The sequence below is a fragment of the Bradyrhizobium barranii subsp. barranii genome (assembly GCF_017565645.3).
Taxonomy (GTDB): Bacteria; Pseudomonadota; Alphaproteobacteria; order Rhizobiales; family Xanthobacteraceae; genus Bradyrhizobium; species Bradyrhizobium barranii.
In genome coordinates, this window is record NZ_CP086136.1 from 2,873,739 (window position 1) to 2,897,013 (window position 23,275).

The window sequence follows — 23,275 nt, forward strand, 5'->3', positions numbered from 1 at the left end:
GCGTAGCATGAGCCAGGAACTTACCGCGCCGGTGCCGCGGCTCACCGTCATCACACTGGGTGTGAGCGACATTCGTGCCAGCATCGCCTTCTATGACGCGCTCGGCTTCTTGCGTCGGCTGAAGGCGACCGGCGAGGCGGTTGCGTTCTACGATACCGGTGGTCCGGTGCTGGCCCTGTTTCACTGGGACAAACTCGCGGCCGACGCCAAGTTACCGGACAATCCGAGGCCCGCGACCTTCCGCGGCATGACGCTCGCCTGGAACTGCGCCACGCGGGACGAGGTCGATTCGGTTCTGGCCTTCGCCGTCAGCAAGGGCGCCGCGCTGCTGAAAGCGGCGCATGAGACCGATTACGGCGGTTATTCCGGCTATTTCGCCGATCCTGACGGCCATCCCTGGGAAGTCGTGGTCGCGCCGGGCATCGAGGTCGGTGAGGACCGGCGGGTGCATCTGGCCGAGTAGGCGGCTGGTCTGAATAGCGGGAATTGTCCGGGGTTCCCGGTTGCGCCGGCCGGGCCGCTTGCGCACGATCCCGGCCATGATTCGAGATAAGTCCGCCAGGAAGCCAGTCAAAGAGACGCCAAAGAAGGCCGCGTCCGCCAAGGCGAGCTTCGGCCGCGAGCGCGCGCTGATCAAGCGCGGTGTCTGGCCGATCGCGGGTTGCGACGAGGCCGGTCGCGGGCCGCTGGCTGGTCCCGTAGTGGCAGCCGCCGTGATTCTGGATCCCGACCGCATTCCCCGCGGCATCGACGATTCCAAGCGCCTGACGGCCGAGGAGCGGGAAAGGCTGTTCGACAAGATCTGTGCCACCGCGCAGGTCTCGGTCGCCGTCGCCTCGCGCTCCCGAATCGACCGCGACAACATCCTGCGTGCTTCGCTGTGGGCGCTGAAGCGCGCTGTGGTGGCGCTGCCCGACGCGCCGCGTCATGTGTTTGTCGACGGCCGCGATCGGCTCGACACCGCCTGCGACTGCGAGGCCGTGATCGGCGGCGACGGCATCGTCCTGTCGATCGCCGCAGCCTCGATCATCGCCAAGGTGACGCGCGACCGGCTGATGTGCGCGCTGGCGCAGGACTGCCCCGGCTACGGTTTCGAGCAGCACAAGGGCTACGCCGTTCCCGAGCACCTCGACGCGCTCGACCGCCTCGGTCCCACCATCCACCACCGCAGCTTCTTCGCCCCCGTCGCCGCGGCGCGGGCCAAGCACATGCCCTGGACCGTCGAGCCGGTGCGGGACCTGTTCGCGGTGACCGAGATGGACGCGCAGGTGGAAGCAAGCATTGAAATTGATGCGTCAGCGGGCCTGTAGGGCAGACGGTCGTTGCCACAACGCGCAGCGCCCTTTATCAAAACAGATGTAAGCGAATAGGGCCGGCTGGACGGGTTGGCTGCATCTTTCGGACGTTGCATGCGGTTTACCTCCCTGGTCATCGAGCTCATTCGCGCCCGGCCGCGGCTGATCGTGTGGATCGCCGTGCTGCTCCAGGCCGCGATGTGGCTGTTTGTGGCGCTTGTGTTCTATCGCAGCCCGCCCGGCACGCTCGCGACCCTGCTCGCCTTCGGGCGCGAGTACCAGGTCGGTACCGATCTGGGCCCGCCCTTGCCGGTCTGGCTCGCCGACATCGCCTACCGCGCCGCGGGCGGCCACGTGTTCGGCGTCTATGTCCTCGCCCAGCTCTGCGAGGTCGCGACCTTCATCGCGCTCTATCATCTCTCCCGCGCCGTGGTCGGCTCACAGCAGGCGGTGCTCGCCCTGCTGCTGACCATGACGGTGCTGGCCTTCTCCTCGCCGGCGCTGGACTTTGGCCCGCTGGTGCTGGCGCGGCCGCTCTGGGCGCTGCTGCTGTTGCATTCCTGGCAGATCATCGGCCAGCGCCGCGGCAATGCCTGGTTCGCCTGGTCGATCGAGGCGGGCCTCTTGCTGCTGACGACGCCCGCGGCGATCTTCCTTCTCCTCCTGCTCGTCGTCTTCGCGATCTCGACCGCCGGCGGACGCCGGACGCTACGCGCGCTCGATCCGCTGTTCGCGCTGATCGTCGTCGCCGTGCTGGCGCTGCCCTATGCGGTCTGGCTGATGCGCGCCGAGACGCTTGTCATGCCGACCCTGCCTGAAGTCGCCGCGCTGAACGCCCGCGCGCTGCACACGGCCTGGCTGCTCGGCGGGCTCGTGCTTGGTGCGGCGGCGATCCCGGCGCTGACCTTTCTCAATAGCGGCCTGTTCGTCGCCAAGGGTGAGGAAGCGCCGATCATCTACCGGCCGCCGGTCGAGCCGCTCGCGCACAACTTCGTCTATTTCTTCGCTCTGGCGCCTGCGCTCGGCGCGGTCCTGATCTCCGGCGTGCTCGGGCTCGATGCCGTTGTCGGCGGCGCCGGTGTCGTGCTGGTGGTGTCGGGACTTGCCGTGGTGGTGGCGGCCGGCGACCTCATCGCGATGCGCCGCGCGCGGGTGCTGCGGACGGTGTGGGCTGCCGCCGTCCTGGCGCCCGCAGCCGGCGTCGTGCTCGCCGTGCTGTTTCTGCCCTTGACCGGCGCCAACGAGATTGCGACCTCGATGCCGGCGCGCGCGATCTCGGATTTCTTCGACGAGAGCTTTGCCCGCCGCACCAATCATCGCCTGCGCGCGGTCGCCGGCGAGACCCAGCTCGCGAGCCTGATCACGCTGCATTCCGGCCGGCCGCATCTCTTCATCGATGCCCAGCCCGCGCGCACGCCGTGGATCAATCAGGCCAAGTTCAGCGAGACCGGCGGCGTCGTCGTCTGGCGCGCCTCCGACACCGCCGGCACCCCGCCACCCGAAATCCTCGCGCGCTTTCCCGGCATCGTTCCGGAAGTGCCGCGCGCGTTCGAATGGCTGGTGACCGGCCGCCAGCAGCTGCTGCGCATCGGCTGGGCCATCGTGCGGCCGAAGGGGACGTAGCGACAAACGCTGAAATCGTAGGGTGGGCAAAGGCGCAAAGCGCCGTGCCCACCGTCAAGCCTATCCGTCGTCGACCTAGAGATGTTGGGCACGCTTCGCTTTGCCCACCCTACGAGAGCTCGCTATCCCGCCAGCACCTTCGCGATCGCGCGCAGATCCTGCCAGGCCAGCCGCTTGTACGACGGTGAGCGCAAGAGATAGGCCGGGTGGAACGTCGGCAGCGCGCGGATGGTGCGCCCACCCGTCTCATAATCGAACCAGCGGCCGCGGGTGCGCATGATGCCCTCGCGCGTCGACAGCAGCGTCTGCGTCGAGGGATTGCCGAGCGTCACCAGCACGTCGGGATTCACCAGCTCGATCTGGCGCTGGATGAACGGCAGGCAGATCTGCGTTTCCTGCGGCGTCGGCGTGCGGTTGCCGGGCGGCCGCCAGGGAATCACGTTGGCGATGTAGGCAGTGGTGCGGTTGAGCCCGATCGCGCCGATCATGAGGTCGAGCAGCTTGCCGCTGCGCCCGACGAAGGGCAGCCCCTCGATGTCCTCGTCGCGGCCCGGCGCCTCGCCGACGAACATGATGCGCGCCTGCGGATTGCCGTCGGCGAACACCAACCGCGTCGCGGTGTGCTTCAGCGCGCAGCCTTCAAAATTCTGCATCAGCTCGCGCAGTGCCTCGAGCGTCGGCGCGGTACGCGCGGCCTCGCGCGCGGAGGCGATAGCAATGTCCGGCGCAGGTGCGGCCTCGCCGCGCATCACCGCGGGCGCGGCAACAGGCCGTGGTGCCTCGACCGGAGGTGCGGCGCGCGGGGCCGGCGGCGGAGCATCCAATTCCGCCAGGCGGTCGACAGGTTCCTCCGCGAGCGCGCAATCGACCCCGGCCTCCAGATAGAAGGCGAGAAGCTCTCGGACGGTGGGTGCGGGTTCGGGGATCATTTGGAAAGTCAGACTTTTACTATATCAGTTTGAGGTGCCTTGCATCCCAGTGGAACGCATTTCCGTGGTTGTCCTACCCGGAAAAATCGGAAACAAGGGGGCGCAAATGACGAGGAACCGTCTCAAGGGCTGAGATCAGATGAGCACCGAAGAACTTCCCCCGCGCGAATCCATGGAATTCGACGTCGTCATCGTCGGCGCCGGCCCCTCTGGCCTGGCGGCTGCGATCCGGCTGAAGCAGCTCAACGCCGATCTCAACGTCGTCGTGGTGGAGAAGGGCTCCGAGGTCGGTGCGCACATTCTCTCCGGTGCCGTGATCGACCCGGCCGGGCTCGACAAGCTGATCCCGGACTGGCGCGAGGATTCCGACTGCCCGCTGAAGACGCAGGTGAAGGACGACCGCTTCTACTGGATGACGGGAGGCGGCGCGATCAAGCTGCCGAACTTCATCATGCCGCCGCTGATGGACAATCATCACTGCTATATCGGCTCGCTCGGCAATGTCTGCCGCTGGCTGGCGCGCAAGGCCGAGGCGCTCGGCGTCGAGATCTATCCGGGCTTTGCCGCAGCCGAGGTGCTCTATGACGAGCAGGGCGCGGTGAAGGGCATCGCCACCGGCGACATGGGCATCGGTCGCGATGGCAAGCCGAAGGACTCCTTTACCCGTGGCATGGAATTGCTCGGCAAGTACACCCTGTTCGCCGAAGGCGCGCGCGGCAGCCTGACCAAGCAGCTGATCGCGAAGTTCGCACTCGATTCGAAGAGCGAGCCGGCGAAGTTCGGAATTGGCCTCAAGGAAGTCTGGCAGATCGATCCCGCCAAGCACCAGAAGGGCATGATCCAGCATTCGTTCGGCTGGCCGCTCGACCTGAAGACCGGCGGCGGCTCGTTCCTTTATCACTATGACGACAATCTCGTCGCCGTCGGCTTCGTCGTGCATCTCAACTACGACGATCCGTATCTGTCGCCGTTCGACGAGTTCCAGCGCTTCAAGACCCATCCCTCGATCCGCGGTACCTTCGAAGGCGCCAAGCGGCTCGCCTATGGTGCGCGCGCCATCACCGAAGGCGGCTATCAGTCGGTGCCGAAGCTGAGCTTCCCCGGCGGCGCGCTGGTCGGCTGTGCGGCCGGCTTCGTCAACGTGCCCCGCATCAAGGGCGTGCACAATGCGATGGGCACCGGCATGCTCGCCGCAGAGCATGTCGCGGCCGCGCTCGCTGCCGATCGCGCCAATGACGAGATCGTCGACTACGAGAACGCCTGGCGGTCCTCGGCGGTCGGCAAGGACCTGTTCCTGGTCCGCAACGTCAAGCCGCTATGGTCGAAGTTCGGCACCGTGCTCGGCGTCGCGCTCGGTGGCTTCGACATGTGGTGCAACACGCTGTTCGGTGGCTCGTTGTTCGGCACGCAGTCGCATGCGAAGCCCGATCGCGCCACCCTCGATCCGGCGAAGAGCCACGCGCCGAAGAACTACCCGAAGCCGGACGGCAAGATCTCGTTCGACAAGCTCTCGTCGGTGTTCCTGTCCAACACCAATCATGAAGAGGACCAGCCGGTCCATCTCAAGGTCGCCGACATGAACCTGCAGAAGACCTCGGAGCACGACGTCTTCGCCGGTCCCTCGAATCGCTATTGCCCGGCCGGGGTCTATGAATGGGTCGAGGAAGGCGCGAGCCCGCGCTTCCAGATCAATGCCCAGAACTGCGTCCACTGCAAAACCTGCGACGTGAAGGACCCCAACGGCAACATCACCTGGGTTCCCCCGGAGGGCGGCGGCGGTCCGAACTACGAGGCCATGTAAGCTAGGCCATGTAAGCCGAGATCATTGGACCAAAGCGATCAAGCCGGGGCCAATGTGACGTGCCCCCGGCATTGTGACGCACGTTCGCGTGAGAACCGGCCCGGGGTAGCGGTCCGCGGCCACGATAAGGCCATACTGGCAGCGTCTTGGGGCGTAGTCGGCCGATTTGGGGCGTGCGGAGGGGATCGCATGCCCGAATCCTTGCGGTGAAGCGCCAAAAGCGGCATTGTCGGCCCGACGGTTCCGGGTCCCCATGCCACCGGCCGCGTTCGCATGCGATACGGCCTACTGCTGCAAACCCAGGCACTACAACTCAAGGCGAGCCCCTGATGTTCTCAAATCGTTTCAACCGCTGGACTGTTGCCGCCATCGCCCTCATGGGCACAGCGATCGCGACGGTCCCCGGCGCGGTCCTGGCGCAGACGCCGGACCATCCGTCCGACACGGCGGCGCAATTCCCGACCCGGAACGATCTGAAGTCGCTGACCACCTCCGGCAGCTATCTCGCCGCCCGCCACGCCAGCGTCGAGCGCGACGCGGCCTCGGCCGCCGCATTCTACCGCTCGGCGCTCCGCACCGATCCCAAGAACAACGAGCTGCTCGATCGCGCCTTCATCTCGTCGGTTGCCGACGGTGACATCGACGAGGCGGTCAAGCTCGCCGAGCGCGTCCTGACCATCGACAAGACCAACCGCGTCGCACGTCTCGTCGTCGGGGTGCACGATCTCAAGATGAAGAAATACGCGACCGCGCAAACCAACATCAACCAGTCGATCCGCGGTCCGATCACCGATCTCGTCGCCACGCTGCTGTCGGGCTGGGCCGCCTATGGCGCGGGCGATGCCAAGGGCGGCGTCGCCACCATCGACAAGCTCGCCGGTCCGGAATGGTATCCGCTGTTCAAGGACCTCCATGCCGGCATGATCCTCGAGCTCTCCGGCAAGGAGAAGGACGCCGGCGTCCGCTTCGAGCGCGCCTACAAGCTCGACGATTCCATGCTGCGCGTCACCGAGGCCTATGCCCGCTGGCTGTCGCGCAACAAGGATTCCGCGGCCGCGACCACCGTCTACCTGGCTTTCGACAAGAAGCTCGCCCGCCATCCGCTGATCGTGGAAGGCCTGCGCGACACCAAGGCCGGCAAGAAGATGCCGCCGCTGGCCGACTCCGCCCAAGCCGGTGCCGCCGAAGCGCTGTACGGCATCGGCGCCACGCTGCCCCGCCGCGGCGGCGAGGATCTGGCGCTGGTCTATCTCCAGCTCGCGCTCTATCTCCAGCCGACCCATCCGCTGGCGCTGCTCTCGCTCGCCGACCTCTATGAATCGGTGAAGCGGCCGCAGATGGCGATCAAGGTTTATGAGCGGGTGCCCGCGACCTCGCCGTTGAAGCGCAACGCGCAGATCCAGCTGGCCATCGATCTGGATTCCGCCGACCGCACCGACGAGGCGATCAAGATCCTCAAGGGCGTCACATCGGACGATTCCAAGGATCTCGAAGCCATCATGGCGCTCGGCAATATCGAGCGCGGTCGCAAGAAGTTCGGCGATTGCGGCGCGACCTATTCGCGGGGCGTCGACGTGCTGCCGGCCGGCAACGACAAGGCCAACAGCGTCTGGTATTATTATCGCGGCATCTGCGAGGAGCGCTCCAAGGAGTGGAGCAAGGCCGAAGCCGACATGAAGAAGGCGCTCGAGCTCCAGCCCGACCAGCCGCATGTCCTCAACTATCTCGGCTATTCCTGGATCGACCAGGGCGTGAATCTCGACGAAGGCATGAAGATGATCAAGCGTGCCGTCGAGCAGCGTCCCGACGACGGCTACATCGTCGACTCCCTCGGCTGGGCCTATTACCGCATCGGCAATTACGAAGAGGCGGTGAAGAACCTCGAGCGCGCGATCGACCTCAAGCCCGAGGATCCCACCATCAACGATCACCTTGGTGATGCCTATTGGCGCGTCGGCCGTACGCTGGAAGCGAAATTCCAGTGGGCCCACGCCCGCGATCTCAAGCCCGAGCCGGAGGAGCTTCCGAAGATCGAGGCCAAGATCGCCAACGGTATGACCGACGATTCGAACTCTTCGGCCGCGCAGGCGGACAAGAAGAAGGACGACGGCAAGGGCGGCTAAGAGTGCGTTTGGGGGCTGATCGCCAATGTCGGCGTTGATTGAAGAAGGGCGCGCGAAGGTCAATCTGAGCCTTCGCGTCGTCGGCCGTCGTGCCGACGGCTATCATGATCTCGAAAGCGTGGTCGCGTTTGCCGACTGCGCGGACCAGCTGACGCTGGAGCCGGGCGGCGAGCTGAAGCTCGTCACCACCGGGCCGCTGGCCGCGGCCTGCGGCGACACCGCGGACAATCTCGTGGTCAAGGCGGCCAGGCTTCTGGCCGAGGCCGTGCCGAACCTGAAGCTCGGGGCCTTCGCGCTCGACAAGGTGCTTCCCGTCGCGGCCGGTATCGGCGGCGGCTCGGCCGATGCCGCGGCGGCACTGCGGCTGCTCGCCCGTCTCAACAATCTATCGCTCGATGATCCGCGCTTGCAGAAAGTCGCGCTCGCGACCGGCGCCGATGTGCCGGTGTGCCTGGTCTCGCGCGCCTGCGACATGACCGGCGTCGGCGAGCAGCTGCTGCCGCTCGCGCTGCCGAGCATGCCCTGCGTGATGGTCAATCCGCGCGTGCCTGTTGCCACCAAGGACGTGTTCCAGGCGCTGGGCCTGCGCAACGGCGAACTCTTGGTCGGCGCAACGTCCGTTCTCGACGCTCCGGCGTGGCCCGAAGAGGGTGAGTCGATCGCCGATTGGGTCGACGTTCTCGAAACCGTGGCCAACGATCTCGAAGCCCCTGCGTTGCGGATCGAGCCTGTGATCGGCGAGGTGCTGGAAGCCTTGCGTGACTCCGCCGGCGTCAAGCTTGCCCGCATGTCCGGCTCCGGCGCGACGTGCTTTGCGATCTACGGCGCAGCGAACGAGGCGCATGCCGCCGCGGAAAAGATCCGGCGCGACCACCCCGGCTGGTGGGTGCATGCGGGGACGTTGAGCTAGGTTTTTCCTCGGCCGCGATACGTAGCCCGGATGGAGCGAAGCGCAATCCGGGATTCTTCCGCCGCGGCGTCCCGGATTGCACTACGATCGCTACCTTGCCAGCGCCAGATAGCCACTGATGGTCACGATCGACGTGATCGTCGATGCCAGAATGACATTGGACGTCATCGCCGCCTCGCGCTTGTAAAACTCCGCCAGCATGAACGGGCCCGTACCGGTCGGGAGCGCGGCCAGCAGCACGGCTGCATGCGTGAGTAGCGGGGAGAGGCCGAACACGGCGGTCGCCATCACCCAGGTGATAGCCGGCTGAAGCACGAGCTTGAAGCTCACGAGCAGCGCCGCGGATCCGACGTTCGTTTCCGAACTCTCGCGCCTGGTCGCAAGGAACAACCCGAGTGCAACAAGGGCGCAGGGTGAGGCCGCACCCCCCAGGAGTTTCAGGAAGCTTTCGGCGGCATCGGGCACGCTGAGACCGGTGACCGGAACGATCGCAGCCACGGCGGGAGCGACGAGCAGCGGATTGCGCAGCAGGGAGCCGCCGACCTTGGTGACGAGGTGCCTGTGCCGCTTCTCGGTCTGCAGCCCGGTCTCGATCAGCACGATCGCGATCGCAAAGAGCACGCAGACCGTGATGATCGTGGCAATCAGCGTCGGCGCCAGCGCCTCGCGGCCGAGCGCCGCGAGCGCAAGCGGGAAACCGACGAAACCGGTGTTGGCGTAGCCGGCATTGAGCGCGTCGATGGCAGCGTCGGCGAGATGGCGCGGGCGGCGCAGCCGAACGGCGATGGTCAGGCAGAACACCAGCGCCGCGCCGATGCCGAAGGCGGCGATGAAGCGCGGTTGCCAGACCTCGGCCCATTGCGCGTGGGCGACGATGTCGAACAGCAGAGCGGGAAGGGCCAGATAGACGACGAAGCGGTTCAGCTCGCCGGTGGCATGCGGGCCGAGGACGCCGATCCGCCGGGCCAGCCAGCCGGCGAAGATGAGCGCGAAAATGGGGAGGACGGCCGCGAGGGTGGAGAGCATCGGGAAACCAGGCATTGGAGGGACGAATTAGCCCTATCCAATCCAATCGATATCATCCAATACTGATTGCTGCACTGCTTCATACCTTTTCGGTATAAAATGATCGACATCAGACAGATGCGCTACTTCGTGGCCGTCGCCGAGACGTTGCATTTCGGCCGTGCTGCCGAGCGCCTCCACATCAGCCAGCCGCCGCTCAGCCGGCAGATCGCGGCCCTGGAGAAGGAACTCGGGGTTCGCCTGTTCGACCGCCAGTCGCGGCGTGCGACGCTGACGCCAGCGGGCCGGCGCTTCCTGGAGGACGCGCGGGCGGTGCTGATCGGTTTCGATCAGGCCTGCCAGAACGTGCGCATGGCCGAGCGGGGCGAAATCGGCGAACTCTCGGTCGGCTTCATGATGCACGCGGCCTACACGGTTCTGCCGGGTCTGACGCGGCGCTACATGGCGAGCCATCCCGGCGTGCGCGTCGAGCTGCGCGAGGTGATCCCGGGAATCCTCGGCGACGCGGTGCTGACCGGGCGCTTCGATGCCGCGATCCTGTTCGATCCCGGTCCCGTGCGCGGTCTTGCGACGCAAGTCATCTTTCGTGAGCCGCTCAGCCTTGCGGTGCACGTCAGTCATCCGCTCGCCGCGCGGAAGGCGGTATCTGCGGGGCAGCTCAATGGTGAAGCCTTCATCGCCGCGCCGGCCGAAGTCGCGCCGAGGCTGCGCCAGTCGATCGCCGGCTATTGTCGCTCGGGCGGGTTCGAGCCGACGTTCAGGCTCGAAGTCGAACTGCAGCAGACCATCGTCAGTCTCGTGGCGGAGAATCTCGGCATTGCGCTGGTACCGCGGTCGATGGCGAAGCTCGGAATTGCAAACCTGGCCTTCCGCGATCTCGAAGATGCGCCGATCATCGAGCACGTCGTCGCATGGCGGCCGGGCAATCTCAATCCGGCGCTGGCGCCATTTCTGGCGGAAGCGCACAGCGATGTCGCGGCTGGTCTGGATTAGCCCTCGGCCAGCCCAAGAAACCGCAGGATCTCACTCAAGACCTCTTCCGGTTTGTCATGCTGTAGCCAGTGCCCCGCGCCGGCGATGGTCTCGATGCGTGCCTGCGGGAAATAGCGCTCCAGGCCTGCGGCCCTGGCGCCCGCGAGAAAACTTTCTCCGGCATTCAGCAGCAGCGTCGGACTTGTAATGCGCGACCACAGCGCGACGTGATCGTCCGGCCAGAGCCGGTGCGGCGCAGAGGCGCGCTGGTAGGGATCGAACTTCCAGCTATAGGTGCCGTCCTCATTCCGCCGCGAGCCGTGCGTTGCAAGATGCAGCGCGAGGTCGCGGGCGAGGCGCTTGTTGTGAAGCACCATCTGCGCGGCCGCGTCTTCGAGGGTCGCATAGCGGCGCGGCGTGCAGTCGTGCAGCCTGTCGAGCTGGCTGACCCATTTGCTGATGCGCTCATGCGTCGGCGCTTTGGGCGCATCCGGCAGCATGGTCACACCGTCGAGGACGACGAGCTTCGAAACCAGTTCGGGGAACGACCCCGAAAAGATCAGGCTCACCATGCCGCCCATGGAATGGCCGATCAGAGTCACCTGAGGCGCTGCGATGCTGCGAATGAGCTGCGCGAGGTCGTAGACATACTCGGTCAGCGCGTAGCTGCCGCCCTTGGTCCAGTCGGAATCGCCATGACCGCGCAGATCGGGCGCGAGCACGTGAAAATGCGGCCGAAGCGAGCGGGCAATGGCGTCCCAGCTCCGGCAATGATCGCGGCCACCATGGACCAGGATGGCGACGGGCGCGCCGTGATTGCCCCAATCGGCATAGTGCAGCCGCAGGCCGTGTGATTCATAGAAGCGACTTTGCGGGGCGAGCATCGGGCGCCGATCCTTCGAAATGCCGGACGAGATAACAGCACGACTGGAGTAGCCTGCTGACGGCCATTCCACAAGCAAGCCACAGGTCACGGGCGCTTCGGCGGCGAGCGCGTGCCGGCTAGGCGGCGCATAGCGCGTCGGCGTCGCCGGGTTTTGCGCATCTTCGCGTCGTGACAGCGACGCGCGGTGCGCGACAACGACCTTGCCAGGAGGCGATAACGCGACCAGGACATCATCCTCATCGAACTCTCCATCGCAACAACCATAGGTGAGCCGCGAGCGATGGCTCGTTCGAATTCCACGCGTTACATCTTGGTCATTACGGGTTGGAGAGTCTTTCGGGCCGATGGCGACAATGTTGCGCGCACGCCGTCATCGCGAGCGTATCGGCCTCATCGAAATCGTTCATCGGTATTAAACCTGCGTAAGGCGCCGAACGCAGGACGCACTCATCGCCTCCAACGGATGTTAGGAGGTGAACATCATGAAACTTGTATCTGCGTTTGTCGGCCTTGCCGCGCTTGGCGGGGTCACGCTGTCGAGCGGGGCTGCGTCAGCAGCACCGATCGAGGTGCCGACCGGCTATGTCTGCAATGAATGGGGCCATTGCTGGCAACGCCACTACCATGGAGGCTACTACCATCCGCACTACTGGGGTGGTTACGGCTGGCACCATCATTGGGGTGACGGCTGGCGCTGGCATCATTGGGCTCGCTGGCATCATTGGCACCACTGGTGAAATCTGAGAAAGGGGCTTCGGCCCCTTTCTTTTTTCGGTGGATGCCCGTCGGGAATGACGCGAGCTAGCTCTGCGCCGGCCGCCGCGCCAGCGCCAGCGAGAGGCCGAGGCCCGCGATGAAGACACCGGAGCCCTGCGTGAGACGCCGCATCAGATGCGGCTTGCTAATCAGCTGCGTGCGCGTTGCAGTTGCCATCAGCACCACGACGACATCGGCGAGCGTGTTCAGGATCACCGAGATCGCGCCGAGCACGATGAATTGCAGCGTGGGGCTCGATCCCGCGGGATCGAGGAACTGCGGAATGAAGGCGAGGAAGAACGCGGCGGTCTTCGGGTTCAGCGCCTCGACCAGCACGCCGTCGCGGAACGCGCGCCTGTCGCCGACGGGCTCGCTCTCCAGCGAGAGCGCGCGGCCGGCGCTGCGGAAGGTCTTGATGCCGAGCCAGACCAGATAGAGCGCGCCGATGAATTTTACAGCGGCAAACAGTTCCGCACTGGCAAGTATGATCGCGGAGATGCCGAGGCTGCCTGCGACGACATGAACCAGCCCGCCGAGCGCCGTGCCCGCGGTTGATGCAAAGCCGCTGGCGCGCCCCCCCGACAAGGTCCGTGCCGCGACGTAGAAGATGCCGGGGCCGGGAACGGCGGCAATGAGACACGCTGCGGCCAGGAACAGCCAGAAATTCGTTTCGATCATCCCGTTTTGGTAACGTAGCGTGCTGCGATTGCAAGGCCTCTCGCTCAGCCCATCCGGCGGAAGATCACGCTGGCATTCACCCCGCCGAAGCCAAATCCGTTGGAGATGGCGTTGAGCATCGGCATCGGCCGCGCGCTGCCTGCGATGATGTCGATGCCATCAGCGCCGGGATCTGCGTTTTCGAAATTGCGCGTCGGCGGCGCGACCTGGTCGCGCAAGGCGAGGACGGTGAAGATCGCCTCGAGCCCGCCGGCGGCGCCGAGCAGATGGCCGGTGGCCGATTTGGTCGCGCTCACCGCGATGTTCCGGTTGCGACCGAACAGCGCGGCGATCGCGCCGAGCTCGCTCTCGTCGCCGGCGGGCGTCGACGTCGCATGCGCGTTCAGATGCTGCAAATCCGCGGGCGCAAGCTTCGCCTGGCGCAGCGCGATCTCCATCGCACGGCGGGCGCCGTCGCCGTCGGGCGGGCCCGACGTCATGTGATAGGCGTCGGCCGTCGTGCCGTAGCCCACGATCTCCGCAAACCGGCGAGGCGCCGCGCGCCAGCGCATGCTCCAGCTCCTCGATCACCAGGATGCCCGCGCCTTCGCCCATGACAAAGCCGTCGCGGTCGCGATCGAACGGGCGCGAGGCGCGCGCGGGCTCGTTGTTGAATCCGCTCGACAGCGCGCGGGCCGCGGCAAAGCCGCCGATGCTGACGATATCCATGCAGGCCTCCGCGCCGCCGCAGATCGCGACATCGGCTTCGCCTGCGCGGATCATGCGTGCGGCATCGCCGATCGCCTGGACGCCGGCGGCACAGGCCGTGACCGGTGTGCCCAGCGCGCCCTTGTAGCCGTATTTGATCGAGACGTGGCCGGCGGCGAGATTGGCGAGAAATGAGGGAATGGTGAAGGGCGAGAGCCGGCGCGCGCCGCGCTGCTCGGTAATGCGCACCGCCTCCGCCATTGCCGGGAAGCCGCCGACGCCGGACGCGATGATCGTCGCGGTTCTCTCCAATGCCGCTGCGTCCTGCGGTGTCCATTTGGCCTGCGCGATCGCCTCTGCGGTCGCGAGCAGGGCGAACAGGATGAAGCGGTCCATCTTGCGCTGGTCTTTTGGCGCGGCGGCTTGCGCGGGATCGAAGCCGCCTTCGGCATCGTCGGCCTTGTCGGGCACGAGACCGGCAATACGCGCGGGCAGTGCCTGCGACCATTCCGGCAGAGGGCGCAGCCCGCTCTGGCCGGCGAGCAGCCGGCGCCAGGACAGTTCAACACCGCAGCCGAGCGGCGACACCGCTCCCATTCCCGTCACGACGATACGACGCATGTCAGTCTCCAGCCGGCGCAACGGCCGGGTTCATGGCTTTGAGCGAGCCGAGCCGCTTGCGCATCCCGCGGCTGGCGCGGGGACCCGGGACGACGACCGCATTGGCGAGGGTGATCGGGCGCATGTCGGCGGCATCGACCACGATCGGATCGAACGGGCGAGCGTCACTCCGATTCGCCAGCACGATGGATTCGCCCCTGGGCGCGAGATGCCTGTTGCCCCAGGCCAGCAGCGCCACGACCACAGGGAAGAAATCCCGCGCCTTCCGCGTCAGCACGTATTCGTACCGCGGCGGCCGTTCATGATAGCGGCGGCGGACGAACATGCCGCTCTCGGTGAGATGGGCAAGGCGCCGCGACAGGATGTTCGGCGCGATGCCGAGGCTTTGCGAGAATTCGTCGAATTTTGTCGCGCCCTGGAAGGCATCCCGCAAGATCAGGATGCTCCACCATTCGCCGACCGTCTCTACGGCGCGGCCGACCGGGCATTCCAGGATGGAGGGGGATTTCGGCTGCATGGCTGGAGCGTAGGTCAGTGGCTTGCAAAATGCAAGTTACCGGCTGAGCAGCAGCGGGTGTGGACGAGTGTTTGGCGAGAACGCCGTGGTCGGGTTCGTGGTGGGATGTGCGGCAGGGACCTGCGCAAATGTTCTCGTGCCCCGGACGCAGCGCAGCAGCGTTTCACGCTGCGGCGCGTCCGGGACAAGAGAGGGAATGCGCCGCTGCCTGGCTCTCCGTCATTGCGAGCGCAGCGAAGCAATTCAGAGTCTTGCCGTGGTGACGGACTGGATTGCTTCGCTGCGCTCGCAATGATGATGTTGATGCAGCGTGCGCATATCCATCACCGTCACCCTGAGGCGCCGGAGCGTAGCGGAGGCCTCGAAGGGCGGCGGCCCGGCTGCATCCGGGCCGTTCATCCTTCGAGGCTCGCTACGCGAGCGCCTCAGGATGACGGGGCCAATAGTGGTGCGGAAGCGGAGCGCTAAGCCGTTTCGCTCAGTGCGACCGTGCCAGGCAGAACGCCACCACCTGCTCCAGCGCGCTCTTCATCGGCGAGGACGGGAACAGCGCCAGCGCGTCGACGGCCATGGCGCCGTAGTGCTGGGCGCGGCTGAGCGTATCTTCCAGCGCGCGATGCTTGTTCATCAGGCCGAGGGCGTGGTCGAGGTCGGTGTCGCCGATCTCGCCGCGCTCCAGCGCGCGGATCCAGAAGGCGCGCTCGGTGTCATTGCCGCGGCGGAAGGCGAGCACGACCGGCAGCGTGATCTTGCCCTCGCGGAAATCGTCGCCGGTGTTCTTGCCGAGCTTGGCGCTCTTGCCGCCATAGTCGAGCACGTCGTCGACGAGCTGGAAGGCGATGCCGAGATTCATGCCGACCGAGCGGCACGCGGTCTGTTCCGCCTTCGGGCGGTTGGCGATGACCGGGCCGACCTCGCAGGCGGCGGCAAACAGCTCGGCGGTCTTGCCGCGGATCACGGCGAGATATTCGTCCTCGGTGGTCGCGGTGTTCTTGGCGGCGGCAAGCTGCATCACCTCGCCCTCGGCGATGGTGGCGGCGGCCGCGGAGAGGATGTCGAGCGCGCGCAGCGACCCGACCTCCACCATCATGCGGAACGCCTGTCCCAGCAGGAAGTCGCCGACCAGCACGCTCGCCTCATTGCCCCAGAGCATGCGCGCCGACAGCTTGCCGCGGCGCATCTCGCTCTCGTCGACCACGTCGTCGTGAAGGAGCGTTGCGGTATGCATGAATTCGACGGAGGCAGCGAGCTTGATGTGGCCGTCGCCGGTGTAGCCGGCGAGGTTGGCCATGGCGAGCGTCAGCATCGGGCGCAGGCGCTTGCCGCCGGAGGAGATGAGGTGGTTGGCGACCTCCGGGATCATGGTGACCTCGGAGCCGGTCCGCGACAGGATCGTGGCGTTGACGCGCTCCATGTCACCAGCGACAAGGGCAACCAGCTGTTCGATCGACGCGCCGGGAGTTTCGAAAGGTACGATGACGGCCACGCCGGTCTCCAATATTTGCCCCGGAGGGGCTATTCTGATGCAAATACAATAGAAACTGGCAGCGGATGCGGCAAGTGCCGCGGAACCATTGACATTTGCCGCTTTAGCCCCTTTCAGGCAGGAGACCTGCGTTTTGCGTGAACTGGTTCGGACCAACGACATGGTGCTGGTGTCGGCGATCGGCGCGCTGCTCGACGGCGCCAACATCCATCATCTGGTGCTGGACCAGAACATGAGCATTATCGAGGGCTCGCTGGGTATCCTGCCGCGGCGGATCCTGGTCCATGAGGATGACGCCCAGGAGGCCAGGGAGCTCCTCACCGAGGCCGGCCTCAGCCATGAACTGCGCGGCGATGATTGACGTCGTCACAGACTTCACCGAGGACGCCTTTCTCGGCGGGCAATTGCGCTTGAAGCAGAAGCGGTCCGGCCACCGCGCCGGGCATGACGCCATCCTGCTCGCGGCGGCGACGGAAGCGCGGGCGGGCGACCGCGTCGTCGATCTCGGTGCCGGCATCGGCACCGCCGGGCTGGCGCTTGGCCGGCGCGTCGCGGGAATCAGCCTCAGCCTGGTCGAGATCGATCCGGAACTGGCGGAACTCGCGCGCGCCAATGCGGCGGCGAATGCGATCGCCGCCGAGACGATCGTGCTCGACGTTACGGCCGACGCACAGGCGTTTGCGGCTAATGGCCTCGCGCCCGACAGCGTCGACGTGGTGCTGATGAACCCGCCCTTCAACGATCCCGCCCGCCATCGCGGTTCGCCCGATCAGGCGCGCCGCACCGCGCATGTTGCGAGGGAGGAGACGCTGAATGCATGGGTGCATGCGGCGCGGCGCATCCTCCGATCGGACGGCGCGCTGACCCTGATCTGGCGCGCCGATGGGATCGCGGAGGTTTTGACTGCGCTGTCACGCGGTTTTGGAAGCCTGTCGATCCTGCCGGTTCACGGCGAGGCGGGACGGCCCGCGATCCGCGTGCTGGTGCGCGCCGTCAAAGGCGGCCGGGCTCCGACGCGACTGCTGCCGGGCCTCATGCTCAACGACGAGTCAGGCGTGCCTAAAAATCAGGTGACGGAGATTCTGGAGGGGAGGGCGCTCTTGCCGCTGGCGGAGCCGCGACGACTTACTGCGGAAGCGATTCCGACTGCTGCTCTTGCGGGGTCGTCAGGCGGATCGCCATGAACAGCGCACCGACCAGCAGCAACAGCAGATAGATTTTCATGGTGTTCTCCGCTGCCTCATTGCAGCTTCCCAACGGGGAATCTGCAAAACACGTTCCGGGCACTTCCAATGACAGTCGCGTGATAAGAAATGGTTAAGCAGAGGTAACGGCATGGCCGAACAATTGAACGATCGTGAGGGTTCCGGCCTGGCCGACAAACTCATGCAATATCTGCCGGCGCGCTTCCGTCCCGGCACGGCGGTGGTGCCGGTGGTGCGGCTGTCCGGTGTGATCGGTGCGGTGACGCCGCTGCGGCCGGGGATGACGCTTGCGGGCGTCGCGCGGGTGCTGGAGCGGGCGTTTTCGTACCGGAACGCCAAGGCGGTGGCGCTGGTGATCAATTCGCCCGGCGGCTCGCCGGTGCAGTCGCGCCAGATCTATCTGCGCATCAAGCAGCTCGCCGCAGAGAAGAAGCTGCCCGTGCTGGTGTTCGTCGAGGACGTCGCGGCGTCCGGCGGCTACATGATCGCCTGCGCCGGCGACGAGATCATCTGCGATCCGTCCTCCATCCTCGGCTCGATCGGCGTGGTCGGCGGCAGCTTTGGTTTCCAGGAGGCGATCAAGCGGCTCGGCATCGAGCGGCGGCTCTACACGGCCGGCGCGCACAAGGCGATGCTCGATCCGTTCCTCCCGGAAAACCCCGACGACGTGGCGAGGCTGAAGGCGCTCCAGCGCGAGATCCACCAGATCTTCATCGCGCTGGTGAAGGAGAGCCGCGGCGCGCGGCTGAAAGGCGCCGACGACACCCTGTTCACCGGCGAATACTGGGCCGGCGAGAGTTCGATCGCGCTGGGGCTCGCCGACGGCATCGGCGATCTCCGCTCAACTCTTCGTGCCCGCTATGGCGAGAAGGTTCTCACCCCTGTGATTGCCCAGCCGACTGGTCTGCTCTCAGGCCTCCTGGGGCGGAAATCGCCCGGTGCGGGCCAACTTTCGGCCATGGAAACAATGGCCGGCCTGCCGGACGAGCTGATCTCGGCGGTCGAGACGCGGGCGATTTGGGCGAAATTCGGGTTCTAGGCGACACCCTCCCGCGCCATTTGGTCCGAGCCGAGCCAATTGCGGCGCGGCCCGGTCTGCGCAAGAATGTCTGTGGGGGCTGAGCACTAGACAAGGATCGACCGATGCCGCCGTTTGTCGCTTTCGCGGGCGTCCTGGGCGGGCTTGCCGTGGTCCGCTGGGCCTACAAGACCGCTGTCCGGATCAACCATGAGCTGGAGGAGATGCGCCTGTCGCGCGTCGCTGAAGCCGCCCATGCCGGGGATATTCAGAAGCTGAAACGTGACCCCGTGACCGGAGCGTATCGGCCCGGCTAGGTAGCGCCACTCGCGTCATGCCCGGGCTTGTCCCGGGCATCCACGTTCTTCGTACCGCGACCAAGGTCGTGGATGGCCGGGACATAGGCGAGCGGAAGCGACGCCGTCCCTCGGACGGCTATGCCCGGCCATGACGGAGCACAGGGCCGTTTTCCAGGCCCCCTTTGCCTTGATTCCCATCCCCGCCGTCGATACGGTCCCGCGCGATTCAAAACCCCCCGCGAGAGCCTGATCTGACGATGGACGCCTCATTGCCCGCCCATATGCGCCCGGAACGCTCGTTCCAGGGCTTTATCCTCGCGCTCCAGCGGTTCTGGGCCGAGCAGGGCTGCGTGATCCTGCAGCCCTACGACATGGAGATGGGCGCAGGCACCTTCCATCCAGCGACCACGCTGCGCGCGCTCGGGCCAAAGCCGTGGAACGCCGCCTATGTGCAGCCCTCGCGCCGGCCCAAGGATGGCCGCTACGGCGAGAACCCGAACCGGATGCAGCACTACTACCAGTTCCAGGTGATCATGAAGCCGTCGCCGCCGAACCTTCAGGAGCTGTACCTGAAGTCGCTCGCCGCGATCGGCATCGATTCCGCCGTGCACGACATCCGCTTCGTCGAGGACGATTGGGAGAGCCCGACGCTGGGTGCCTGGGGCTTGGGGTGGGAGTGCTGGTGCGACGGCATGGAAGTCAGCCAGTTCACCTATTTTCAACAGGTCGCCGGCTTCGAATGCGCGCCTGTTGCCGGCGAGCTCACCTACGGGCTCGAGCGCCTCGCGATGTATGTGCAGGGCGTCGACCGCGTCTACGACCTCAACTTCAACGGCCGCGAGGGCGACGCCAAGGTGACCTATGGCGACGTGTTCCTGCAGGCCGAGCGTGAATATTCGAAGCACAATTTCGAAGTCGCCGACACCGCGATGCTGTTCGAGCAGTTCAAGATGGCGGAAGCCGCGTGCCGGAAGTACCTCGACGCCGGCTGGCAAAAGAACTCAGAGTCCGGCAAGCGCGAGGCGCACCTGATGGCGCTGCCGGCCTACGATCAGTGCATCAAGGCGAGCCACGTCTTCAACCTGCTCGATGCGCGCGGCGTGATCTCCGTGACCGAGCGGCAGAGCTACATTCTTCGCGTGCGCGAGCTGGCCAAGGCCTGCGGCGAGGCCTGGATCCATACTGAAGCGGGCGGAGCGGCCTGATGCCCGATCTTTTGCTTGAACTGTTCTCGGAAGAAATCCCCGCGCGCATGCAGGCCAAGGCGGCCGACGATCTGCGCCGCATGGTCACCGACAAGCTCGTCGCCGAGGGCCTCGTCTACGAGGGTGCGAAAGCGTTCGCGACGCCGCGCCGCCTTGCACTGACCGTGCACGGCATCCCCGCGCGCCAGCCCGACCTGAAGACCGAACGCCGCGGTCCGAAAATGGGTGCGCCCGATGCGGCCGTGCAGGGTTTTCTGAAGGCGACGGGTTTGAATTCGCTTGACGAAGCCAAGATCCAGCGCGACCCGAAGGGCGACTTCTACATCGCGCTGATCGAAAAGCCCGGCCGCGACGCGATCGACGTGCTCGCCGAGATTCTGCCGGTCATCATCCGCACTTTCCCCTGGCCGAAATCGATGCGCTGGGGCGCGCGCTCCGGCAAGCCCGGCTCGCTGAGCTGGGTGCGGCCGCTGCACGCGATCACCGCGACCTTCGGGCCCGAGACGGAAGAGCCCGATGTCGTCAAATTCTCGGTCGACGGCATCGAGACAGGCCAGACCACCTACGGCCATCGCTTCATGGCGCCGGCGGCGATCAACGTGCGCCGCTTCGAGGACTATGAAGCGAAGCTGAAGGCTGCAAAAGTCATCCTCGATCCGCAGGCGCGCAAGGACATCATCTTCGCCGATGCCAAGGAGCTGACGTTCGCGCAAGGATTTGAACTGGTCGAGGATCAGGTGCTGCTCGACGAGGTTTCGGGCCTCGTCGAATGGCCTGTCGTCATGATGGGATCGTTCGAGCCGGAATATCTCGCGATCCCGGAAGAGGTGATCCGCGCCACCATCCGCAACAACCAGAAGTGCTTTGTCGTCAGGGATTCCAAGACGGGCAAGCTGACCAACAAGTTCGTCCTCACCGCCAATATCGAGGCGCCCGACGGCGGCAAGACCATCGTCGCCGGCAACGAACGCGTGATTCGTCCGCGCCTGTCGGATGCGAAGTTTTTCTACGAGACCGATCTCAAGACGAAGCTCGAAGACCGGCTGCCGAAGTTCGAGCAGATCGTGTTCCACGAGAAGCTTGGGACGCAGGCGGAGCGCATCAAGCGTATTGAGCGCCTCGCCGCCGAGATCGCGCCGCTCGTCGGCGCCGATGTCGCCAAGGCAACGCGCGCCGCGCATCTCGCCAAGGCGGACTTGCTGACGGAAGTCGTTGGCGAATTCCCGGAAGTGCAGGGCTTGATGGGCAAGTACTATGCACTGGCCCAGGGCGAGGATGCTTCCGTCGCGGCAGCGTGCGAGGAGCACTACAAGCCGCAGGGGCCTACCGATCGCGTGCCGACCGATCCGGTCAGCGTCGCGGTCGCGCTTGCCGACAAGGTCGACACGCTCGTCGGCTTCTGGGCGATCGACGAGAAGCCGACCGGCAGCAAGGACCCGTATGCGCTGCGGCGTGCGGCGCTGGGCGTGATCAGGCTGATCGCTGAGAACAACCTGCGTCTGTCGCTGAGGAAAGTGGCGGCATCTGCACTCGCCGGCTTGTCGGTGAAGTCGGCCGATGCGGAGAAGCTTCCAAGCGATCTGCTCGCCTTCTTCGCCGATCGCCTGAAGGTCCAGCTGCGCGAGCAGGGCGCGCGTCACGATCTCGTCGACGCGGTGTTCGCGCTTGGCGGCCAGGACGATCTCCTGATGATCGTTCGCCGCGTCGAGGCGCTCGGCAAGTTCCTCGAGAGCGATGACGGCAAGAACCTGCTCGCCGGCATCAAACGTGCGAGCAACATCCTCGGCATCGAGGAGAAGAAGGACAAGCGCAGCTTCGACGGTGCGCCCGATGCTGCGCTCTACGGCCTCGCTGAGGAGAAGGCGCTGGCGAAGGCGATCGGCGAGGTGCAGGCGGAAGCAAGCGCTGCCGTCGCCAGGGAAGACTTTGCCGCCGCGATGAGCGCGATGGCAAAGCTGCGTCCGCCGGTCGATGCGTTCTTCGAGAAGGTTCGCGTCAACGACGACGATCCGAAGGTGCGTGAGAACAGGCTGAAGCTGCTCAACGAGATCCGCAGCGCCACGCGTGCGGTCGCGGATTTCTCGAAGATCCAGGATTGAGTTGGTCTCGTCTCCCGGACGCAGCGCAGCGCTGCTTCAGCGGTGCGCTGCAGAGCCGGGGCCCATGTTAACCTCGTGCTCGTGCCTCCTGGGTCCCGGGTCGCGCTGCGCTTGCTCGGGACATGAGAGCGTGCACAGACGACGCCCAAAAAAGCCCCGCCCGGCGGGGGGAGAACCGGGCGGGGCCTGATGTCCGTACTACGCGATGCGCGCCAGCCTGATTGAAGTGACACGCCGGACATCGAGTTGATCGGAAGCGTTTTCGAGCGAAGTGGATACCGGTTCGCGTGAAGAAAACGCGTTCGGACGAGAATCTAATCCATCACCTCGACGATGCGCCGCGAGCGCGGCTCGACCAGCACGGTTGCGCCGTTTACGACGGTGTAGCGGTAGGTGGTGGCGCCGAAACGTTGCGGCACGTCATAATAAGTGACGCCGCTTTCAGGTAAGGTGGCGCCGACCACCACGCGATCCGGGACACGGAAGGCCGGCACACGTTGCTCGACGACATATTCGCGGAATGCCGGCCTCTGTTCGACCGCAATCGTCGGGCCGCTGTCGACGACGACAGGCGCGCGGCCAACGGTGAGACCGGATTGCGCAGACGCTGCGATCGGCGAGCCGAGCGCGGCGCCAAGCGCAGCGAGGGCGAGAATCCTGTTCCGCATGGGCAACTCCTTCGAACTGATTTCAGTCGGCGCTACTGGCGCGACCGGTTGCCAATGCATGTCCCCTTCGCAATGTTCCGGGAAAAGCCCTGCCGCATCAGCGGCAATTTCGGGCAGTTTTCGCGAAGCCGGGAACCTGTTCGCGCCTTGTGCGTCTCTACCCGCGGAACCCGGTCCGGTATGATCCAGCCGCGATTCGCCTCACGTCACGGAAAGACAATTCATGCACATCACCGTCGCCCACATCTCGCCGCTTCTGTCGCTGCTTGCGGGCGTGCTCATCCTGATCATGCCGCGCCTTCTCAACCTGATCGTCGCGATCTTTCTCATCATAAATGGTGCGATCGGGCTCGGATTGTTGAAGTGGCTCCATCTCTAGGCCTTCATTTTCCGGAACTCTTCGACTTGCGCGGGCCTGCCCAAAGTGGTGTAAGGCGCGCGATTTCCCTTTCCTCTCGCAGGTTGTGTGCA

At 65.7% G+C, this 23,275-nt stretch carries 22 protein-coding genes and 1 pseudogene; 15 read left to right on the top strand and 8 right to left on the bottom strand.

The features are described from left to right. Positions 1 to 7 precede the first annotated feature (7 nt). The 3 genes from J4G43_RS13840 (at position 8) to J4G43_RS13850 (ending at position 2,918) form a co-directional block, all read left to right on the top strand. On the top strand, positions 8 to 463 hold the full coding sequence (locus J4G43_RS13840; protein ID WP_208085124.1) for a VOC family protein: 456 nt from the start codon (positions 8 to 10) through the stop codon (positions 461 to 463). 76 nt (positions 464 to 539) lie between these two features. Continuing rightward, positions 540 to 1,310: a ribonuclease HII gene (locus J4G43_RS13845; RefSeq protein WP_208089316.1), complete on the top strand. Its 771-nt coding sequence runs from the start codon at positions 540 to 542 to the stop codon at positions 1,308 to 1,310. Between the two features lie 99 nt (positions 1,311 to 1,409). Continuing rightward, complete coding sequence (locus J4G43_RS13850) at positions 1,410 to 2,918, top strand: glycosyltransferase family 39 protein (RefSeq protein ID WP_208085125.1); 1,509 nt, start codon at positions 1,410 to 1,412, stop codon at positions 2,916 to 2,918. A 122-nt stretch (positions 2,919 to 3,040) separates the two neighbouring features. On the opposite strand, the gene J4G43_RS13855 is transcribed toward J4G43_RS13850, so the two are convergent. Continuing rightward, a complete protein-coding gene (locus tag J4G43_RS13855) occupies positions 3,041 to 3,847 on the bottom strand; it encodes a uracil-DNA glycosylase (protein WP_071916142.1) in 807 nt (268 codons plus the stop codon). A gap of 139 nt (positions 3,848 to 3,986) precedes the next feature. On the opposite strand from J4G43_RS13855, the gene J4G43_RS13860 reads away from it, so the two are divergent. From J4G43_RS13860 to J4G43_RS13870, 3 genes are all read left to right on the top strand, one after another. Next, on the top strand, positions 3,987 to 5,648 hold the full coding sequence (locus tag J4G43_RS13860) for an electron transfer flavoprotein-ubiquinone oxidoreductase (RefSeq protein WP_085402548.1): 1,662 nt from the start codon (positions 3,987 to 3,989) through the stop codon (positions 5,646 to 5,648). 329 nt (positions 5,649 to 5,977) lie between these two features. Beyond that, positions 5,978 to 7,771 carry a tetratricopeptide repeat protein gene (locus J4G43_RS13865; RefSeq protein WP_208085126.1) on the top strand — a complete coding sequence of 598 codons (1,794 nt, stop codon included), beginning with the start codon at positions 5,978 to 5,980 and terminating at the stop codon, positions 7,769 to 7,771. A 25-nt stretch (positions 7,772 to 7,796) separates the two neighbouring features. Continuing rightward, entirely contained in the window at positions 7,797 to 8,681 is an 885-nt protein-coding gene (locus J4G43_RS13870; RefSeq protein WP_208085127.1) for a 4-(cytidine 5'-diphospho)-2-C-methyl-D-erythritol kinase, read from the top strand. 90 nt (positions 8,682 to 8,771) lie between these two features. On the opposite strand, the gene J4G43_RS13875 is transcribed toward J4G43_RS13870, so the two are convergent. Continuing rightward, positions 8,772 to 9,707, bottom strand: a complete 936-nt coding sequence (locus J4G43_RS13875; protein ID WP_208085128.1) for an AEC family transporter — start codon at positions 9,705 to 9,707, stop codon at positions 8,772 to 8,774. 99 nt (positions 9,708 to 9,806) lie between these two features. Here J4G43_RS13875 and J4G43_RS13880 point away from each other — a divergent pair, with 99 nt between their 5' ends. Further along, positions 9,807 to 10,700: a LysR family transcriptional regulator gene (locus J4G43_RS13880; RefSeq protein WP_071916139.1), complete on the top strand. Its 894-nt coding sequence runs from the start codon at positions 9,807 to 9,809 to the stop codon at positions 10,698 to 10,700. Here J4G43_RS13880 and J4G43_RS13885 read toward each other — a convergent pair. Then, the gene (locus J4G43_RS13885) at positions 10,697 to 11,563 is read right to left on the bottom strand and encodes an alpha/beta fold hydrolase (RefSeq protein ID WP_208085129.1); all 867 of its coding nucleotides are present in this window, start codon (positions 11,561 to 11,563) and stop codon (positions 10,697 to 10,699) included. The genes J4G43_RS13880 and J4G43_RS13885 overlap by 4 nt on opposite strands. A gap of 484 nt (positions 11,564 to 12,047) precedes the next feature. On the opposite strand from J4G43_RS13885, the gene J4G43_RS13890 reads away from it, so the two are divergent. Next, on the top strand, positions 12,048 to 12,302 hold the full coding sequence (locus J4G43_RS13890) for a hypothetical protein (protein WP_208085130.1): 255 nt from the start codon (positions 12,048 to 12,050) through the stop codon (positions 12,300 to 12,302). 64 nt (positions 12,303 to 12,366) lie between these two features. Here the strand turns inward: J4G43_RS13890 and J4G43_RS13895 are convergent, their stop codons facing one another. The 4 genes and pseudogenes from J4G43_RS13895 to J4G43_RS13910 form a co-directional block, all read right to left on the bottom strand. Continuing rightward, positions 12,367 to 12,999, bottom strand: coding sequence for a LysE family translocator (locus J4G43_RS13895; protein ID WP_208085131.1), 633 nt, complete (start codon positions 12,997 to 12,999; stop codon positions 12,367 to 12,369). Positions 13,000 to 13,043: 44 nt separating this feature from the next. Then, a pseudogene (gene fabF / locus J4G43_RS13900) lies at positions 13,044 to 14,307 on the bottom strand (beta-ketoacyl-ACP synthase II). A gap of 1 nt (position 14,308) precedes the next feature. Further along, positions 14,309 to 14,824 (bottom strand): winged helix-turn-helix transcriptional regulator, encoded by a 516-nt coding sequence (locus J4G43_RS13905; protein WP_208085132.1) that lies wholly within the window; start codon positions 14,822 to 14,824, stop codon positions 14,309 to 14,311. A 478-nt stretch (positions 14,825 to 15,302) separates the two neighbouring features. Then, positions 15,303 to 16,310: a polyprenyl synthetase family protein gene (locus J4G43_RS13910; protein ID WP_063986627.1), complete on the bottom strand. Its 1,008-nt coding sequence runs from the start codon at positions 16,308 to 16,310 to the stop codon at positions 15,303 to 15,305. 133 nt (positions 16,311 to 16,443) lie between these two features. On the opposite strand from J4G43_RS13910, the gene J4G43_RS13915 reads away from it, so the two are divergent. From J4G43_RS13915 to glyS, 6 genes are all read left to right on the top strand, one after another. Next, positions 16,444 to 16,671 (top strand): putative signal transducing protein, encoded by a 228-nt coding sequence (locus tag J4G43_RS13915; RefSeq protein WP_014497336.1) that lies wholly within the window; start codon positions 16,444 to 16,446, stop codon positions 16,669 to 16,671. Next, positions 16,664 to 17,494, top strand: coding sequence for a tRNA1(Val) (adenine(37)-N6)-methyltransferase (locus J4G43_RS13920; protein WP_063986626.1), 831 nt, complete (start codon positions 16,664 to 16,666; stop codon positions 17,492 to 17,494). The genes J4G43_RS13915 and J4G43_RS13920 overlap by 8 nt, the downstream gene beginning before the upstream one ends. 151 nt (positions 17,495 to 17,645) lie before the next feature. Then, positions 17,646 to 18,554 carry a S49 family peptidase gene (locus J4G43_RS13925; protein ID WP_014497334.1) on the top strand — a complete coding sequence of 303 codons (909 nt, stop codon included), beginning with the start codon at positions 17,646 to 17,648 and terminating at the stop codon, positions 18,552 to 18,554. Positions 18,555 to 18,658: 104 nt separating this feature from the next. Beyond that, the gene (locus J4G43_RS13930) at positions 18,659 to 18,850 is read left to right on the top strand and encodes a hypothetical protein (protein WP_071916131.1); all 192 of its coding nucleotides are present in this window, start codon (positions 18,659 to 18,661) and stop codon (positions 18,848 to 18,850) included. A 239-nt stretch (positions 18,851 to 19,089) separates the two neighbouring features. Continuing rightward, on the top strand, positions 19,090 to 20,037 hold the full coding sequence (locus J4G43_RS13935) for a glycine--tRNA ligase subunit alpha (RefSeq protein WP_028153882.1): 948 nt from the start codon (positions 19,090 to 19,092) through the stop codon (positions 20,035 to 20,037). Then, positions 20,037 to 22,136, top strand: a complete 2,100-nt coding sequence (gene glyS, locus J4G43_RS13940) for a glycine--tRNA ligase subunit beta (RefSeq protein WP_208085133.1) — start codon at positions 20,037 to 20,039, stop codon at positions 22,134 to 22,136. Before J4G43_RS13935 ends, glyS begins: the two co-directional genes overlap by 1 nt. A 314-nt stretch (positions 22,137 to 22,450) precedes the next feature. Here glyS and J4G43_RS13945 read toward each other — a convergent pair whose 3' ends face one another. Beyond that, on the bottom strand, positions 22,451 to 22,804 hold the full coding sequence (locus J4G43_RS13945; RefSeq protein WP_014497330.1) for a DUF1236 domain-containing protein: 354 nt from the start codon (positions 22,802 to 22,804) through the stop codon (positions 22,451 to 22,453). Positions 22,805 to 23,027: 223 nt separating this feature from the next. Between J4G43_RS13945 and J4G43_RS13950 the strand changes: the two genes are divergently transcribed. Then, the gene (locus tag J4G43_RS13950) at positions 23,028 to 23,183 is read left to right on the top strand and encodes a DUF3096 domain-containing protein (protein ID WP_014497329.1); all 156 of its coding nucleotides are present in this window, start codon (positions 23,028 to 23,030) and stop codon (positions 23,181 to 23,183) included. Positions 23,184 to 23,275 lie beyond the last annotated feature (92 nt).

Coding starts and splice junctions, on each gene's coding strand:
- J4G43_RS13840 (WP_208085124.1), top strand. CDS start 8: ATGAGCCAGGAACTTACCGCGCCGGTGCCGCGGCTCACCGTCATCACA.
- J4G43_RS13845 (WP_208089316.1), top strand. CDS start 540: ATGATTCGAGATAAGTCCGCCAGGAAGCCAGTCAAAGAGACGCCAAAG.
- J4G43_RS13850 (WP_208085125.1), top strand. CDS start 1,410: ATGCGGTTTACCTCCCTGGTCATCGAGCTCATTCGCGCCCGGCCGCGG.
- J4G43_RS13855 (WP_071916142.1), bottom strand. CDS start 3,847: ATGATCCCCGAACCCGCACCCACCGTCCGAGAGCTTCTCGCCTTCTAT.
- J4G43_RS13860 (WP_085402548.1), top strand. CDS start 3,987: ATGAGCACCGAAGAACTTCCCCCGCGCGAATCCATGGAATTCGACGTC.
- J4G43_RS13865 (WP_208085126.1), top strand. CDS start 5,978: ATGTTCTCAAATCGTTTCAACCGCTGGACTGTTGCCGCCATCGCCCTC.
- J4G43_RS13870 (WP_208085127.1), top strand. CDS start 7,797: ATGTCGGCGTTGATTGAAGAAGGGCGCGCGAAGGTCAATCTGAGCCTT.
- J4G43_RS13875 (WP_208085128.1), bottom strand. CDS start 9,707: ATGCTCTCCACCCTCGCGGCCGTCCTCCCCATTTTCGCGCTCATCTTC.
- J4G43_RS13880 (WP_071916139.1), top strand. CDS start 9,807: ATGATCGACATCAGACAGATGCGCTACTTCGTGGCCGTCGCCGAGACG.
- J4G43_RS13885 (WP_208085129.1), bottom strand. CDS start 11,563: ATGCTCGCCCCGCAAAGTCGCTTCTATGAATCACACGGCCTGCGGCTG.
- J4G43_RS13890 (WP_208085130.1), top strand. CDS start 12,048: ATGAAACTTGTATCTGCGTTTGTCGGCCTTGCCGCGCTTGGCGGGGTC.
- J4G43_RS13895 (WP_208085131.1), bottom strand. CDS start 12,999: ATGATCGAAACGAATTTCTGGCTGTTCCTGGCCGCAGCGTGTCTCATT.
- J4G43_RS13905 (WP_208085132.1), bottom strand. CDS start 14,824: ATGCAGCCGAAATCCCCCTCCATCCTGGAATGCCCGGTCGGCCGCGCC.
- J4G43_RS13920 (WP_063986626.1), top strand. CDS start 16,664: ATGATTGACGTCGTCACAGACTTCACCGAGGACGCCTTTCTCGGCGGG.
- J4G43_RS13925 (WP_014497334.1), top strand. CDS start 17,646: ATGGCCGAACAATTGAACGATCGTGAGGGTTCCGGCCTGGCCGACAAA.
- J4G43_RS13930 (WP_071916131.1), top strand. CDS start 18,659: ATGCCGCCGTTTGTCGCTTTCGCGGGCGTCCTGGGCGGGCTTGCCGTG.
- J4G43_RS13935 (WP_028153882.1), top strand. CDS start 19,090: ATGGACGCCTCATTGCCCGCCCATATGCGCCCGGAACGCTCGTTCCAG.
- glyS (WP_208085133.1), top strand. CDS start 20,037: ATGCCCGATCTTTTGCTTGAACTGTTCTCGGAAGAAATCCCCGCGCGC.
- J4G43_RS13945 (WP_014497330.1), bottom strand. CDS start 22,804: ATGCGGAACAGGATTCTCGCCCTCGCTGCGCTTGGCGCCGCGCTCGGC.
- J4G43_RS13950 (WP_014497329.1), top strand. CDS start 23,028: ATGCACATCACCGTCGCCCACATCTCGCCGCTTCTGTCGCTGCTTGCG.